Consider the following 15162-nt stretch of genomic DNA (forward strand, 5'->3'; position numbering starts at 1 on the left):
GGAGCGCGTCGAGCGCGTGAAGCGGCTGGACAGGAGATTTGACGACATGTCGGCTGACGGACTGCCGTGCGATGACGCGCCGATGGCCCCGCAGGACGCCTGGCTCTACCGCCAGCAGCGCCGCTCGGCGGCACCCGCACCGATCGGGCTGGTCGCCTGGTTCGCCGGGCCGGCGCCCGACCTCGACCGGCTGCGGGAGCTGGCCGACCGGCGACTCGGCGGGCTGGAGCGGCTGCGGCTGGTGCCCCGGACGGCGCCGACGGGCTGGCCGCACTGGGTGCTCGGCGGGCGCTTCGCCGTCGAGCGGCACGTGCTGGCCGGCTCGGGCAACGGCCTGGAGGTGCTGGTCGGCGAGTTGGCCGCCGCCCCACTGCCGACCGGCCTCCCGCCCTGGCAGCTGCACCTGCTCCCGGCGGCCGGCGGGTTCGCCCTGCTGCTGCGGGCCCACCACGCGCTGCTGGACGGCGTGTCGCTGAACGCCGTGCTCGACCTGCTGCTGGGCGTCGAACCGGCCGAGCCCGTCGGACCAGCCGAACCCGCCGTACTGCCGGGCCCCGTGCACCCGGCTGCGCCCGGACCCGTCCGGCGGGCGCGGCGCCTGGCCTGGCTCGCCGACGACCTGCTGCCCAAGGGGCTGCGGCTGCCGATCCACGGCTCGCCCGGTACGGGGCGCCGGGTCTGCTTCGCCACCGTCGACGCCGCCGAACTGGCCGCCGCGCGGGCCGCGTTGCCCGGCACCCGGTGTTCCGGCACCGCCGTCTTCCTCGCCGCCACGGCGGGCGCGCTCGACCGGCTGGAACTGCTGGGGCGCGGGCGCGGCGCGACGGCGCTGGTGCCGATCGACGCCCGGCCCGGCGACGAGCGCGCCCTGCTGGGCAACCACTACGCGACCGTGCGGATCCCGCTGCCGGTGCGCGCCGAGCGGCGGGCCCGGCTGGCCGCCCTCGCCGACCGCACCGCCCGTGACCGCCTGCTGCCGAGGGCGCTGGCCCAGGCCGCCACGGTCGCCGGGCAGCCGCACCGGGTCACCGCCGCCGGCGCGGTGCTCTCCCGCTACCTGGACTCCTCCGCCTACTTCTCGCTGCTCTGCAGCAGCCTCCCGGCGCCCGCCGGCCCGGACCGGGTGCTCGGGTCGGCCCAGCTGGTCGGGCTCAGCGCCCTGCCTCCACTCGGCCCGGCCCACCCGGTCGCGCTGACCCTCCATCACCACCCCACCGGAGCGACCCTGGCCGCCGTCACCGACGACCGCTTCGCCCACCTCGCCGCCCCGCTGGCCGCCGCCGTCCGCACCGAGATCGCGCTGCTCGCCGCCCGCTGACCACCGGTGCGGTGGCCGGCCGACGCCGGGGCAGGCGTCGCCCTGGTCGGCCGCGGGCTCTGCAACGGCGGCCGGCCAGGCTCGCGGCGTTCCGACCCGTGCCGTCAGGGGCGCGCCCGGGCCCGGGCGGCCAGCGCCACCACCAGCAGACAGGGCAGCACCAGCACGGCGAACACCACCCGGAACGGGCCGACCCCGTGCGCCGGGCCGCCCAGCGCGTCGAACAGCGCGGACGCCAGACCGAGCACCCCGATCTGCCCGAGGTTCTGGGTGGTCTGCATCGCGCTGCTGGCGTACCCCTGACGGTCCGTCGGCGCGTGGCCGAGCGAGAGCAGGGTGAGCGAGGGGGCGAGCACGCCCATCCCGATCGCCGCGAGCACCATCGCCGCGCCCGCCACCGGGGCCGGCACCGCCCGCACCGTGGCCAGCGCGCCGAGCGCCGCCGCGCCCGCCAGCACCAGGGCGCCGGCCGCGACCAGCCGGTGCCGGGCGACGCCCTCCAGCCAGTGGCTCTGCACCCAGGAGGCTCCCGCCCAGGCCACCGCGGCGCCCGTGAACGCCAGCCCGGGCACGATCGCCGGCACCCGCCGCACGGTGTCCAGCAGCAGCGGGACGAACGCCTCCACCGTGAAGTAGACGCCGGAGCAGAGTCCGCGCAGCAGCACCGAGGCGGGCAGGCCGTGCGCCGCCCGCCAGGTGCCGAGCGGCAGCAGCCGGCGGGCGAAGACCGCGAGCAATGCCAACCCGGCGGCGCCGCAGGCCAGCTGGGCGGTGCCGGACCCGGAGACCGCGTACTGCCCGAGCGCCGCGCCGAGACTGACGGCCGCCGCCGCGCCCAGCCCCGGTCGCTCGCCGGCCGCCTGCTCCGGCGAGCCGCCCCCACTGCCGCGCCGCAGCACGGCGACCACGGCGAGCGACGGCAGCACGGTCAGCGCGGCCAGCCCGAAGAAGACCGCGCGCCAGGACCACCAGGAGGCGACCAGCCCCGCCAGCGGCGGCCCGACCAGCGAGGGGATGATCCACGAGGAGCTCATCAGCGCGAGCGCCCGGGCCCGCAGCCGGTCGGGGTAGGACTGCCCGATCGCGGTGTTGATCGAGACCGCGACCAGCCCGGCGGCGATGCCGTCGAGGAACCGGCCGGCCGCCAGCTGCCAGATCGTGGTGCTGGTGGCGGAGACCAGCAGCGTGACCACCGAGAGCACCACGCCCACCGCGAGCGGGCGGCGGGCGCCGGCGCGGTCGGCCCAGCTGCCGCCGACCACCCCGCCGAGCAGGCTGGCGGCGATGAAGCAGCCGGCCGCGAGCGGGTAGAGCGGCAGCGCGTGCAGTTCGCGCGCGGCCACCGGCAGGGTGGGGAGCACGGCGAGCGCGGCGAAGCCGGTCAGGAACATCACGGCCGTGAAGCTGACCGTCGCCGCCAGGTGGGGGCGGTCGAACAGCCCCGGCTCGGGCCCTGCCGCGACGGGCCCGACGGTGGCCGCTGGTTCGGTGACCTTGACCTTGCGCATGGACAGCGAAGCTACGCAGCACCGCACTGCCCGTGCCACCGGAATTAATCCGGTCAGGTCTAGACCAATTATGACCAATCGTGTCACCCGGTCACCGGCCGTCGGCGTCGAGCGGCGGGCCGGACCCGCTACGTTGCCAGGTATGGCAGCACACGCACAGCCGGACGCCGAGGCAGCTGACGGATCGTCCGCCGAGGTCGGCCACGACGGGTCGACCCCCGGCCACGACGAGTCGACCGTCGGCCACGACGGGCTGATCAAGGTCCGCGGCGCGACCGAGCACAACCTGCGCCGGCTCGACGTCGACCTGCCCCGGGACCGGGTGGTCGCGTTCACCGGCGTCTCCGGCTCCGGGAAGTCCTCGCTCGCCTTCGCCACCGTCTACGCCGAGGCGCAGCACCGCTACCTGGAGTCGGTCGCGCCCTACGCCCGGCGGCTGATCGACCAGGGCACGGCGCCCAAGGTCGGCTCGATCACCGGACTGCCGCCCGCGGTAGCGCTGCGCCAGCAGCACAGCAGCGGCAGTTCGCGCTCGACGGTCGGCACGGTCAGCCGGGTCTCCAACCTGCTCCGGATGCTCTACTCCCGGGCCGGCAGCTACCCGCCCGGCCGCACCCCCGAGGAACTGGCCGGCACCTTCCCCCGGGACGCGGCACCGCTGGACTCGGACGCCTTCTCCCCGAACACCGCCGCCGGCGCGTGCCCGAGCTGCGCCGGTCTCGGCCGGCTGCACACCGTCGTGGTGGACCGGCTGGTCGGCGACGACTCGCTGAGCATCCGGGACGGCGCCATCGCCGCCTGGCCGGGCGCCTGGCAGGGCAAGAACTACCGCGACATCCTCGCCGAGCTCGGCGTGGACATCGACGCGCCGTTCCGCACGCTGCCCGCCGCCAGCCGGGAGTGGCTGCTGACCACCGAGGAGCAGCCGACGGTCACCGTCCACCCCGTGCGCGAGGCGCACCGCATCACCCGCCCGTACAAGGGCACCTACCAGAGCCCCCGCAGCTGGGTGCTGCACACCTTCGCCACCACCAAGGCGGCCCACCTGCGGGCCAAGGCCGCCTCCTTCATGACCGAGGAGACCTGCCCGGCCTGCCACGGCAAGCGGCTCAACGCCCGGGCGCTGGAAGTGACCGTCGCCGGGCGGGACATCGCGGCCGCCACCGCGATGCCGCTCACCCGGCTCGCCGCCTTCCTGCGGTCGGCGCGCACCCACCCCGACACCGCGGCCCTGCCGCCCGAACGGCGCCAGGCCGCCCGGACCCTGATCACCGGTCTGGGGGAACAGCTGGACGCCCTGATCGGCCTCGGCCTGGGCTACCTGGCGACGGCCCGCACCACCGCCAGCCTGTCCGCCGGGGAGCTGCGACGGCTGCACCTGGCCACCCAGCTGCGCAGCGGGCTGTTCGGGGTGCTCTACGTGCTGGACGAGCCCTCGGCCGGTCTGCACGCCGCCGACACCGAACTGCTGCTCACCGCGCTGCGGCGGCTCAAGGGGGCCGGCAACAGCGTCTTCGTGGTGGAGCACAACGCCCAGGTCCTGGGAGCCGCCGACTGGGTCGTGGACCTCGGTCCGGGCGCGGGACGCCACGGCGGCCAGGTGCTGTTCAACGGACCGGCCGGGCAACTGCGGCAGGTGCCGGAATCCGTGACGGCCCGTTACCTCCCGCCCTCCACCCCCGTCGCCCCCGGCCCCGACCGGCCGCGCACCCCGCGGGGCTGGCTGCGGCTGACCGGCGTCACCGGGCACAACCTGCACGAGCTGTCCGCCGGCTTCCCGCTCGGTGCGCTCACCGCCGTGACCGGCGTGTCGGGCTCCGGGAAGTCCACCCTGGTGGGCCGCGCCCTGGCCGGCGCCGTCCGGGCCCACCAGCACGCCGACGGCGAGCCGCCACCGCTCCCCGACGACGAGGACGGCGAGGAGGACGGCGGTGCGCCGGCCGCCGACCCGGCGGACCGGGTGACCGTCCGGTCCGGCGAGGGGCTCCAGCACATCGACCGGCTGGTCGTCGTCGACCAGAAGCCCATCGGCCGCACCCCGCGCTCCAACCTCGCCACCTACACCGGGCTGTTCGACAGCGTGCGCAAGCTGTTCGCCGCCCAGCCCGAGGCCCGGCGGCTCGGCCACACCGCCAGCCGCTTCTCCTTCAACGTGGCGCAGGGGCGCTGCCCGAACTGCCTGGGCGACGGCGTGGTCAGCGTCGAGCTGCTCTTCCTGCCGACCGAGGCCGCGCCCTGCCCCGTCTGCCACGGAGCCCGCTACAACCCGGAGACCCTGACGGTCCGCTACCGCGACCGGAGCGTGGCGGACGTCCTGGCGATGAGCGTGGAGGAGGCGCGCGAGTTCCTGCACGAGGTCCAGCCCGCCGCCCGGATCCTCGACCTGCTCGCGGACATCGGCCTGGGGTACCTGACGCTGGGCCAGAGCGCCACCACGCTCTCCGGCGGGGAGGCCCAGCGCATCAAGCTGGTGAGCGAGCTGCACCGCGCGCCGCGCGGCCACACCCTCTACCTGCTGGACGAGCCCACCAGCGGCCTGCACCCCGCGGACGTCGACCTCCTGCTCGGGCAGCTGCAACGCCTCGTCGACGCCGGGAACACGCTCGTCCTGGTCGAGCACGACCTGCGCACCATCGCCGCCGCGGACTGGGTCATCGACCTCGGCCCCGGCGCGGGGGACGAGGGCGGGCGGGTCATCGCCGAGGGGCACCCGCGCGACCTCGCCGGGCAGGGCGCCGGCCCCACCGCGCACCACCTGCGCCGCCACCTCGACGCCCGGTCAGGCGCCGGCTCGCACGCCCCGTCAGACGCTCGACCCGGCACCTGACCCGGCACCTGACCCGGCGCCCGCGCACGGTGCTGGTCGGCTCAGTCCGCGACCACCACCGTGCGGCCGGTGCGCAGCGACTCCTCCGCCAGGGCGAGCAGCCGGACCACCCGCAGCCCGAAGGCCAGGTCGCAGGGCGGCAAGCCGGCACCACCGGACCCGGTACCAGCTCCAGCGGCCCCGGCACCGGCACCGGCACCGGCAGCCTCCGCCAGCAGCTCGTCGATCGCCCGCCCGAACGCGACCCGCGGTCCGGCCGGGAAGTCGGGCAGCCGGGTCACCCCGGCGGTGCCGCGCAGCTCCAGCGAGACCTCGGCGGCCGCGGGCGGCGCGCTCAGGCTCAGCTCGGCCGAGCTGGTCGCGCCACCCGCGTGCCGCAGCACCAGGTGCACGGTGTCGGCGGCGCCGCCCACCGCGGTCAGCCGCTCGACCTCGCCGAGCGCGGGCAGCAGCACCGAGAGCAGGTGCGGGCCGACGTCCCAGAGCGCGCCCTTGGCCCGGCGCCAGGGCGAGGCGGCGTACGGGCTGTCGCTGGTGAAGACGGCGCCGAGCCAGCGCGCGTGGGCGGTGAACCAGCCGCCGGTGGCCGCCTGTTCGGCGATCCAGTCGGCGATCGTCGGGTGGTGGCGCAGGGTGAAGAAGACCCGGCCGACGACCGCCGCGCGCTCGGCGGCCGCGAGCAGCTCGGCCGCCTCCTCGGGCGCGAGCGCGACCGGCTTGTCCAGCAGCAGGTGGCGGCCGGCCTCGGCCGCGCGGATCGCCAACGGCGCCTGCACGTCGGGGGGCAAGGCGATCGCGACCGCGTCCACGGCGGCGAAGAGCGCCTCGGGGGTGTCGAAGACGGCTGTGCCGTGCGCGTCCGCCAGGGCGGCCGCGGCCTCGCGCCGGCGGCCCCAGACGCCGGCGAACCGCACCTCGGGGTGGTCGGCGAGCGCCGGCGCGTGGACGCGCTGCGCCCAGGGGCCGGTACCGAGAAGTCCTATCCGCATGCGGGCCAGCCTGCCACAGCGTGCCGTGGCGACCGCTCACCCGCCGGGAGCGGTCAGCTCGGGTCGGGTTCCAGCATCAGCTCGCAGCGGTAGCACCAGCCCCAGGTCTCGCCGGGTTCGAAGGAGCGGATCAGCGAGTGGCCGAGCCGCCCGAAGTGCGCGGTGGCGTGCCGCTCGGGCGAGCTGTCGCAGCAGCCGATGTGACCGCAGCTCAGGCACATCCGCAGGTGCACCCAGCTGGTGCCCGCGGCCAGGCAGTCGACGCAGCCCTGCCGGGTGGCCGGCAGCACGCCGGGGTGCGCCTCGCCCAGGTGCGGACAGCTCGCGTCGGGCTGATCGGGGTTCGGTGCGACCCTCCAGGCGGCCATCGGCTTCTCCCCTCAGGTGACGCGGTGGCGGTGGTTCAAAGTGGCGGCTCGGGGTGGTGGTCCGGGCCGACGCGGCCACCGTACCGGCCGACCCCGACAGCGCCCGCCACGACCCGCCCAGCCGGACCGGGGGCGGGTGATCACGACATCAGAAGATGCACCAGCCCAGTGAAGCAGTGCCATATTTCTCTACATGACTTGAAGTCAGAAGCGTGAATTCGGCAGCGTTGTCCGCAGGGTTGACGTGTCCTCAACCACAGGAGTTGAATCCGCGTCACATCTACCGAGGGAGTCACCAGTGCGTTCCCGACCCACCGCACCCCCCACTCCACCACCCGACCCCGCCCATGCCCCCGCCCCTGTCCCCACCCGCGGCACGCTCGCGAAGCGGCTGCGCGGGTGGACGGCCGGCGCGGCCGCCGCCGCGCTCGCGGCCGCAGTGCTCTGCCTGGTCGGCCCGGCCGGTCCGACACAGGCCGACCCGGTGCCCGGCGCGCCCGCCGGCTGGTCCACGGTGTTCAGCGACAACTTCGCCGGCCCGTCCGGCAGCGCACCGTCCGGCGCCAACTGGACGTACGACACCGGCCCGGGTGCCAACTTCGGCACCGGCGAGATCGAGACCATGACCAACTCGACCGCCAACGTGCACCTCGACGGCAACGGCCACCTGGACATCACGGCGCTGAACAACGGCGGCGCCTGGACCTCCGGCCGGCTCCGCACACCGACCGCGGTGGCCGGCGCACCGGCCGGCGGCAAGCTCCAGGTGACCGCCGAGATCCAGCAGCCCACCGGTGGCCTCGGCTACTGGCCGGCGTTCTGGATGCTCGGCCAGGGCCAGTGGCCGGAGAACGGCGAGGTCGACATCATGGAGGACGTCAACTCGCTCTCCCAGGTGGCCGGCACCATCCACTGCGGCACCTCCCCCGGCGGGGTCTGCAACGAGGGCAACGGCATCGGCAGCGGGCTGCGCGCCTGCACCGGCTGCCAGAGCGGCTACCACACGTACTCGATGGTCCTCGACCGGACCGACACGGCGGCCGAGACCATCACCTGGTACCTGGACGGGACCGCCTACTTCAGCGTGGCGGAGAGCCAGGTCGGCGTCGCCACCTGGCAGCAGGCCTTCGACCACAACCTGCAGATCATCCTGGACCTGGCGATCGGCGGCGGCTTCCCCAACGGCGCCTGCGGCTGCACCACGCCCACCTCCGCCACCGGCTCGGGCGGCACCATGAGCGTGGCCTACGTCGCGGCGTACACCACCACCGGCGGTGGGGGCGGGGGCGGCGGCACCGGCGGCGGTCCGGTGGTCGGCTACGGCGGCCTCTGCCTGGACGACCGGGGCGCGAGCACCGCCGACTTCAACCCCGTCCAGGTGTACACCTGCAACGGCTCCCCGGCCCAGCAGTGGACCTTCGTGCAGGCCGGCACCACCCTGCACGCGCTCGGCAAGTGCCTGGACATCAACGGCGGCGGCACCGCCAACGGCACCACCGTGGACCTCTACACCTGCAACGACACCGCCGCCCAGGTGTGGATCCCGCGCTCGGACGGGTCGCTCTACAACCCGCAGTCCAACCGGTGCCTGGACGACACCAACTGGTCCACCACCCCCGGCACCCAGGTGCAGATCTGGGACTGCTCCGGCACCGCCAACCAGCAGTGGAAGCTGCCGTCCTGACGGGTCGGCACTGCCACCTCCGACCCCCGGGCCCTCGACGGGGGTTCAGCGGCGCCACCACCTCGGCCTGGGCGGCCTGTCCAGCAACAGGTCCACGTGGTGGCGCCGCAGGCCGAACCGGGCGTCGACCGGCAGCAGCAACCGGTCACGGCGCAGCAGCGAGTTGCGCACCAGCCGGTCCGGCATCACGTCGTCCACCCAGGCGAACGGCCGCCCCTCGGCGTAGCGCAGCAGCGGCGCCCACTTCGCCCCGGAGAACAGCTCCATCAGCCGGATCCGCGGGTCGCCCGGCTGGTGCCGGTAGCCGACCACCCGGACCACGGGCAGTCGGGGCACCCCGAGCAGCGGGGCGATCAGTTCGTTCGCCTGCTCCTCCCAGGTGGTCGCCCAGCAGACCTCGTAGACCTCGGCGAGTTCGGCGAGCCACTCACCGTGCCGGGTCGACAGCAGCACGTCGTACCCGGCCAGCCGGTGCGTCTCGAACTCCTCGATCGGCACCGCCTGGGCCGGGTTGAGCACTCCGTCCACATCGAGGAAGAGCAGTGGTCGCACGGTGGGCATCCCTCCACGGTTTCGGTTCCTGGGTTCGCTGTCGAACATCTTGACGGCCAGACGTCCGCTCGGTTTCATCTGACCGCCACATTGTTACCGGCCGGTCGCAACCTGACGGCCGGACAGTCCTCCCTGGCCAAAGTTGTACATCCTTCTTCCCGGAGGCCCTGGTGTCCCCCGTCACCCGCCGCACGTTCCTCGGCTCCGCCGCCGCCCTCGGCGCGGCCGTCGGTCTGGAGGCCCTGCCCGGCACCGCGACCCGCGCGGCCGCCGCCACGGCGACCACCGGCACCATCACGGACGTCAAGCACGTCGTGGTGCTGATGCAGGAGAACCGCAGTTTCGACCACTACTTCGGCACGTTGAAGGGCGTCCGCGGTTTCGGTGACCGCACCGCCATCCAACTGCCGGACGGCAACAGCGTCTTCAACCAGCCGAACGGCAGCGGCCGGCAGTACCCGTGGCAGCTGAGCGCGACCAGCACCTGGTGGTGGGGCGTCAGCAAGGAGCAGCTGGCGCAGTGCGACGGCTCGCTGGACCACTCCTGGTCGACCCAGCACGGCGCCTGGAACGGCGGCAAGATGGACTCCTGGGTCTCGGCCAAGGGCTCCAACCGCACCCTGGGCTTCATGAACCGCTCGGACATCCCGTTCCACTACGCGCTGGCCGACGCCTACACCATCTGCGACGCCTACCACTGCTCGATCCTGTCGGCGACCGGCCCCAACCGCACCTACCTGTGGTCCGGCACGATCGACCCGGCCGGCACCGCGGGCGGCCCCGCCTACGACGGCGGCTCCGAGTCCGGCCTGAAGTGGCAGACCTACGCCGAGTCGCTGCAGAACGCCGGGGTGACCTGGAAGGTCTACCAGAACGCCTCCGACAACTTCGGCGACAACGGTCTGGCCTACTTCTCCCAGTTCAGCAGCGCCCCGAGCTCCAGCCCGCTGAGCCAGTACGGCATGGGCTCGGTGCCGAGCAGCGGCTCGACCCCCGACGACATCGCCAACGCGATCAAGGCCGACTCGGTCAACGGCACCCTGCCGCAGGTCAGTTGGGTGGTCTCCAACCAGCTCTTCTCCGAGCACCCGGACGGCCCGCCGGAGAACGGCGCCCACTTCGTCAACCTGGTGCTGCAGGCCCTGGCCGCCAACCCGGACGTCTTCAACTCCACCGTCCTGTTCCTCAACTACGACGAGAACGACGGCTTCTTCGACCACGTCCCGCCGCCCGTCGCGCCCGCCGGCACCGCCGGCGAGTTCTACAGCGGCACCAACATCGGCCTCGGCTTCCGGGTCCCGATGATCATCGTCTCCCCGTGGACCCGTGGCGGCTTCGTGGACTCCCAGGTCTACGACCACACTTCGGTGATCCAGTTCCTGGAGACCTGGACCGCCGCCCTGGGCACCCCCGCCGCCTGCTCGAACATCAGCGCCTGGCGCCGCCAGGTCTGCGGCGACCTCACCGGTGCCTTCGACTTCACCAACCCGGTCTACGGCCTGCCCGCCCTGCCCGACACCAGCGCGACGATCAGCCAGGCCACGGCCAACCTGCAGATCAACCCGAGCCCGGGCACCAACTCGATGCCCACCCAGGAATCCGGCACCAAGCCCGCCCGTGCGCTGCCCTACCAGCCGAACGCCTGGGTGGACCGGATCGAGTACGACGCCAACAACCAGATCCTGCTCTGGGTCGACATGGCCAACCAGGGCCCGCAGGCCACCGCCTGGGCGCACTACTCCATCTACGCCAACGCCCACAGAACCGGTGGCCCCTGGCAGTACACCGTCGCCCCGTACAACGCCTCGACCGGCGCCGACGGCAGCACCAGCGACTTCTTCAACATCGGTGCCAACTACGGCAACGGCCAGTACGACCTCTCGGTCAACGGCCCCAACCGGTTCCTGCGCCGCTTCACCGGCGACGCCACCGCGGCCGGCAAGACCGCCGAGGCCACCACCACCTACGCGCCCGCGCCGGACACCGGCCAGCAGGCGCTCTGGTTCCACCTGACCAACACCGGCAGCGCGGCGGTCACCTTCACCGTCACCTCGACCAACTACCGCACCGGCACCTGGACCTACCAGGTCGCGCCGGGCGCCACGGTCAGCGACTTCTTCAACAACGTGGCGATCTGCAACGGTTGGTACGACTTCACCGTGACGGTCAGCGGTGACTCCTCGTGGACCCGCCGGGTCACCGGCCACATCGAGACCGGCACCGCGAGCATCAGCGGCTGACGCTCCGTCAATCACCGTACGCCGAACGAACGGGCGGCCCTCCTGAGTCAGGAGGGCCGCCCGTTCGTCCGACACGGACCAGACCGGACCGGTCAGGTCAGGTCAGGCAGGTCAGGCAGGTCAGGCAGGTCAGTTGCAGTCGCAGGCGTTGCAGCAGCAGTCGCAGCCCTCCAGGCCGCAGTTGCAGGTCTCGCAGCCGCACTCGCAGCTGTCGCAGCAGGCGTCGCAGCCGAGGTTCGAGCAGCACAGGTCGTTGCGCAGGCAGGCACCCTTGCGGCGCTGCCGGGAGAACGGGTCGTTGTGGTCGCAGCAGCACAACTGGCACGTGCACGCCATCAGGGCCCACATCGCGCAGCCGCCCAGCGGACCGCGCGGCGGCGGGCCCTGGTGGGGCGGCGGGGTGGGCGGCTGGCCCCAGTTGGGCCCGCCGCCCTGGTACGGGTTCTGACCCTGGTACGGGTTCTGCCCCTGCTGCGGGCCGCCGGGGTACGGGTTCCCCTGGTACGGCCCGCCCGGGTACGGGTTGCCGTACGGGTTCTGGCCGGGCTGCGGGCCGCCCTGGTACGGGTTGCCCTGGTAGGGGTCGTTCTGGTGCGGGCCGCCCTGGTACGGGTTGCCCAACTCCGGTGCGCCGTGCTGCCCGACGGCGCAGCCCGGGCCGTGGCCGCTGCGGAAGACCCGGTCCACCGCCGCCCCGGTCTCGTGCGCGAGCAGCAGGTGGGCGAGCGCCCGCTCGGTCAGCTCGACGTCCTTGAGCGCGAGCCGGATGCCGTGCACCGCGTCGCGGCAGAGCCGCTCGGCCTCCTCGCGGGAGGTGCCGGTGGCGGTCAGCGGGTTCCACGCACCGCTCGCCGCGTCGGCGGCCTGGTCCTCGGCGGCGTCGAGCAGGTGGGCGAGCCGGCCGAAGAGCCGGCCCACCTCGGCCAGCGCGGTGGCGTTGCCCGGACGGTCGGCGAGCACCGCGGTGTGCGCGAAGGCGGCCGCGGTCGCGGTCTCGGTCGGCTCGGTGACCAGCAGGACCGAGCTGCCGAGCCCTGTGACTGCCTCCAACTCGCCCTGCCGGCCCGCCGCGTCGAGCAGCACGGCGGTGTCGAAGCCGACCACCGCGCCGACCCCGGCGCTCTGCCGGTCCCAGCGCCGCGCCACCCGCCGGGCGCCGGCGGCGACCGGGCGGCGGGCGAAGACGCCGTCGGCGTCGAGCACGTGGTCGCGCATCTTCACCGAGGCGAGCGCCAGCGAGACGGCCGCGGCCAGCCGGGCCCCCTCGCCCTTGGCCACCTCGGCGGTGCGCATGCCGCGCAGCGGGCACGGACCGGCGGTGCGCCGGCCGGCCGCGCGGGCCGTGGCCGGGCGCTGGGCCTCCACCAGTACGGAGATGATCAGACCGTCATAGTTGGTGGCCGTGCGCGCCAGCTGCCCGTGGTCGTCCCGCAGCGCGAGGCAGAGCCCGCACAGGTGCGCCATCCAGGAGGTGCGCAGTTTGTCGGACAGCCGATGCTGACACGGCCTGATGATCCCGAACACGATTCAACCCCTCGTTCGCGCCAACGAGGGCGCCCCCATGATCGGCCGTCATCTTACTGATCGTATGAACTGAGGGCGGCCGAAGCCGCCCCCAGTTTTGGCAAAGGCTCGGTCAGCTCCCGACGACCGATCAGCCCTCGACGGCGGTCAGCCCTCGACCACCGTCAGCTCTCGACCGCCGTCAGCGCTCGGCCGCCGTCAGCGCTCGGCAGTCAGCTCTCGACGGCGGCCTCGGGCAGGGAGACGTAGAGCCGGGTGCCCTGCGGACGGAACCCCACCCCCTCGTACACCCGGCGGGAGCCCTCACCCGAGTACTCCAGCCAGACCGACTCGGCGCCCTGGGCGAACAGCGCCGCCGCGCAGGCGGCGGTCACGGCCGCGGCGATCCCCCGGCGGCGGAACTCCGGCCGGGTGCCGACCCCCGACAGCTCCGAGGTCCCGACGGCGGGCGCCGAACAGCCGGCGGCACCCGCGCACCGCCCGTCCGGCGCGCGGACGAAGCGGACGGCGCCGCCGTTCTCCTGGGTGCGGCGCAGCCGGGCCACGCCCTCCGGCGAGGAGGCGAACTCCCCGGAGAACGCCTCGGCCAGCGCCCCGTCGATCGCCGTGTACTCCTCCTCGGTGGCCGGGACCTCGACCAGCGGGAGGTCGTCGCCGGCCGGGACGGCGAGCGTCTGCGGGGTGCAGACCAGGTACTCGTGGGTCGCCTCGACGGTGAACCCGGCGGCGCGCAGCGCGGGTTCGACGGCGGGCGCGGTGTCGGGCGCGAACTCCAGGCGGGGCCGCAGTCCGCGCTCCCGGAAGGCGGCGACCAGTGCGGCGACGTCCGCCGCGGAGGGCTCCGCCCCCGGCAACGGGGTCGCGTAGTTGATGTACGGGCTGGTGGTGCTGGGGTCGAACCCGATGACGAAGCCCCCGGTCTCGACGACCTCGGGACGGCGGCGCAGGTTGGCGACGGCAAAGCTCTGGACGATGGTGTCCACGGTGGTGATGACCTCACGGGAAGACAGGGTGGGGCGCGCCCGGCCGGTACGGCGGGCCGCGCATGACGGTTCGGCCGGCGGACGAAGGGCCGGCGCTCACGCCTCGGGCCGGGGCGACTGCCCGCAGGGTGCCGAGGCGGATTCGACGATGCGTCAGGCACCGTCTCGTGGGGCCACCGTGAGGTGAGCGGTACTGCTGGAACCGCCGCCCGGTCGGGCTGGACGGTTCGGGTGGATCAGTACCGGCGGCGGCCGCTGGCGGGCGCCGAGGTCATTGGTCTTCAGTCCTTCAGAAGGTCGGGAAGGTTCGCGTGGTGCGAAGCCCGGTGATCTTCTCACCCCCGCGCGCCGGGGTGCAAGGGTCCGGCGCCGGTTCGCTCGGACCACCGGCCCCGGCACCGCGACTCCTCACCCCACGGTCTCCCACCGCGCGGCGAGCGGGGCGTAGAGCCGGGAGCGGCCGTCGTACAGCCCCGAGGCGAGGAAGTACGCGTTGGTGGTGACGATCAGCACCAACCCCGTGACCCCGTAGAGCGCCGTGCCCAACGCGGGGACCAGATTGGGCGGCAGCGTGTACGCCATCACCACCCGGGCCGCCGAGTCGCCGAGCAGCGCGAGCCCCCACAGCACGCTGCCGATCCGCCAGACCCGGCGGAACCCGGGCAGCCGGTCCCAGAGTTCGTCCCAGTCCCCCGGTATGACGACCAGCCTGGTGCGGTGCTCCAGCACCGGCCGGGTGTACCGGAAGGCAGGCGGGCGGGCGGCCCGCACCGAGGCGATGAACCAGAGACCGGTGATCCCGGTGAGCCAGGCCCCCCGGGCCAAGAGGAAGCGCGGGCTGCCGTCGAGCAGCGAGACCGCGGTGCTGATCAGCATCACGCTCATCAGGTAGAGGGGCAGGCCCTCGACCTTGCCGTCGCGCAGCAGCCGGACCACCGCCACGGCGACGGGCAGCACGGCGGTGAGCACCAGGGTCAGGTAGATGCCGAACCCGAGGGCGCGCAGCCCGTAGAAGATCGCGGTGGGGATGCCCAGGTCGGCCAGGATCCGCACCGCCCGGCGCCGCCAGAACAACTTGGCCGGCGTGCCCGGGGCCTGCGCGGGATCCGGCGGCCGGGACGGCTGGGGAGGCGGCGCGGGCCGGGACGGCTGCGGGTTCACCGGCGAGG

11 protein-coding genes are annotated in these 15162 nt (G+C 74.2%); 4 read left to right on the plus strand and 7 right to left on the minus strand.

What is annotated here, in order from left to right:
• Nucleotides 1-46 precede the first annotated feature (46 nt).
• Nucleotides 47-1318 carry a wax ester/triacylglycerol synthase domain-containing protein gene (locus tag FHX73_RS36380; protein ID WP_145910271.1) on the plus strand — a complete coding sequence of 424 codons (1272 nt, stop codon included), beginning with the start codon at nt 47-49 and terminating at the stop codon, nt 1316-1318.
• Between the two features lie 104 nt (nt 1319-1422).
• Here FHX73_RS36380 and FHX73_RS36385 read toward each other — a convergent pair whose 3' ends face one another.
• Nucleotides 1423-2826 carry an MFS transporter gene (locus FHX73_RS36385; RefSeq protein WP_246214097.1) on the minus strand — a complete coding sequence of 468 codons (1404 nt, stop codon included), beginning with the start codon at nt 2824-2826 and terminating at the stop codon, nt 1423-1425.
• Nucleotides 2827-2968: 142 nt separating this feature from the next.
• Between FHX73_RS36385 and FHX73_RS36390 the strand changes: the two genes are divergently transcribed.
• Nucleotides 2969-5653: an excinuclease ABC subunit UvrA gene (locus tag FHX73_RS36390; protein ID WP_170305239.1), complete on the plus strand. Its 2685-nt coding sequence runs from the start codon at nt 2969-2971 to the stop codon at nt 5651-5653.
• Between the two features lie 41 nt (nt 5654-5694).
• Here the strand turns inward: FHX73_RS36390 and FHX73_RS36395 are convergent, their stop codons facing one another.
• Both FHX73_RS36395 and FHX73_RS36400 read right to left on the minus strand, forming a co-directional pair.
• The gene (locus tag FHX73_RS36395; RefSeq protein WP_145910272.1) at nt 5695-6642 is read right to left on the minus strand and encodes a Gfo/Idh/MocA family protein; all 948 of its coding nucleotides are present in this window, start codon (nt 6640-6642) and stop codon (nt 5695-5697) included.
• A gap of 53 nt (nt 6643-6695) precedes the next feature.
• A complete protein-coding gene (locus FHX73_RS36400; protein WP_145910273.1) occupies nt 6696-7010 on the minus strand; it encodes a UBP-type zinc finger domain-containing protein in 315 nt (104 codons plus the stop codon).
• A gap of 298 nt (nt 7011-7308) precedes the next feature.
• On the opposite strand from FHX73_RS36400, the gene FHX73_RS45175 reads away from it, so the two are divergent.
• A complete protein-coding gene (locus tag FHX73_RS45175; RefSeq protein ID WP_170305240.1) occupies nt 7309-8694 on the plus strand; it encodes a ricin-type beta-trefoil lectin domain protein in 1386 nt (461 codons plus the stop codon).
• A gap of 45 nt (nt 8695-8739) precedes the next feature.
• On the opposite strand, the gene FHX73_RS36410 is transcribed toward FHX73_RS45175, so the two are convergent.
• Nucleotides 8740-9255 carry an HAD domain-containing protein gene (locus FHX73_RS36410; RefSeq protein ID WP_145910274.1) on the minus strand — a complete coding sequence of 172 codons (516 nt, stop codon included), beginning with the start codon at nt 9253-9255 and terminating at the stop codon, nt 8740-8742.
• A gap of 161 nt (nt 9256-9416) precedes the next feature.
• Here FHX73_RS36410 and FHX73_RS36415 point away from each other — a divergent pair, with 161 nt between their 5' ends.
• A complete protein-coding gene (locus tag FHX73_RS36415) occupies nt 9417-11486 on the plus strand; it encodes a phosphocholine-specific phospholipase C (RefSeq protein WP_145910275.1) in 2070 nt (689 codons plus the stop codon).
• A 129-nt stretch (nt 11487-11615) separates the two neighbouring features.
• On the opposite strand, the gene FHX73_RS36420 is transcribed toward FHX73_RS36415, so the two are convergent.
• From FHX73_RS36420 to FHX73_RS36430, 3 genes are all read right to left on the minus strand, one after another.
• Nucleotides 11616-13010, minus strand: coding sequence for a proline-rich domain-containing protein (locus tag FHX73_RS36420; RefSeq protein WP_145910276.1), 1395 nt, complete (start codon nt 13008-13010; stop codon nt 11616-11618).
• A gap of 212 nt (nt 13011-13222) precedes the next feature.
• Nucleotides 13223-13993: a GNAT family N-acetyltransferase gene (locus tag FHX73_RS36425; RefSeq protein WP_145910277.1), complete on the minus strand. Its 771-nt coding sequence runs from the start codon at nt 13991-13993 to the stop codon at nt 13223-13225.
• Nucleotides 13994-14401: 408 nt separating this feature from the next.
• Nucleotides 14402-15154 carry a VC0807 family protein gene (locus tag FHX73_RS36430; protein WP_170305241.1) on the minus strand — a complete coding sequence of 251 codons (753 nt, stop codon included), beginning with the start codon at nt 15152-15154 and terminating at the stop codon, nt 14402-14404.
• Nucleotides 15155-15162: the final 8 nt, after the last annotated feature.

Origin of the sequence: Kitasatospora viridis (assembly GCF_007829815.1) — a bacterium.
In the GTDB taxonomy this organism is placed as follows: domain Bacteria; phylum Actinomycetota; class Actinomycetes; order Streptomycetales; family Streptomycetaceae; genus Kitasatospora; species Kitasatospora viridis.

Excerpts from the sequence above, each read along its gene's own strand:
- FHX73_RS36380 (WP_145910271.1), top strand. The coding sequence starts at position 47 with ATGTCGGCTGACGGACTGCCGTGCGATGACGCGCCGATGGCCCCGCAG.
- FHX73_RS36385 (WP_246214097.1), bottom strand. The coding sequence starts at position 2,826 with ATGCGCAAGGTCAAGGTCACCGAACCAGCGGCCACCGTCGGGCCCGTC.
- FHX73_RS36390 (WP_170305239.1), top strand. The coding sequence starts at position 2,969 with ATGGCAGCACACGCACAGCCGGACGCCGAGGCAGCTGACGGATCGTCC.
- FHX73_RS36395 (WP_145910272.1), bottom strand. The coding sequence starts at position 6,642 with ATGCGGATAGGACTTCTCGGTACCGGCCCCTGGGCGCAGCGCGTCCAC.
- FHX73_RS36400 (WP_145910273.1), bottom strand. The coding sequence starts at position 7,010 with ATGGCCGCCTGGAGGGTCGCACCGAACCCCGATCAGCCCGACGCGAGC.
- FHX73_RS36410 (WP_145910274.1), bottom strand. The coding sequence starts at position 9,255 with ATGCCCACCGTGCGACCACTGCTCTTCCTCGATGTGGACGGAGTGCTC.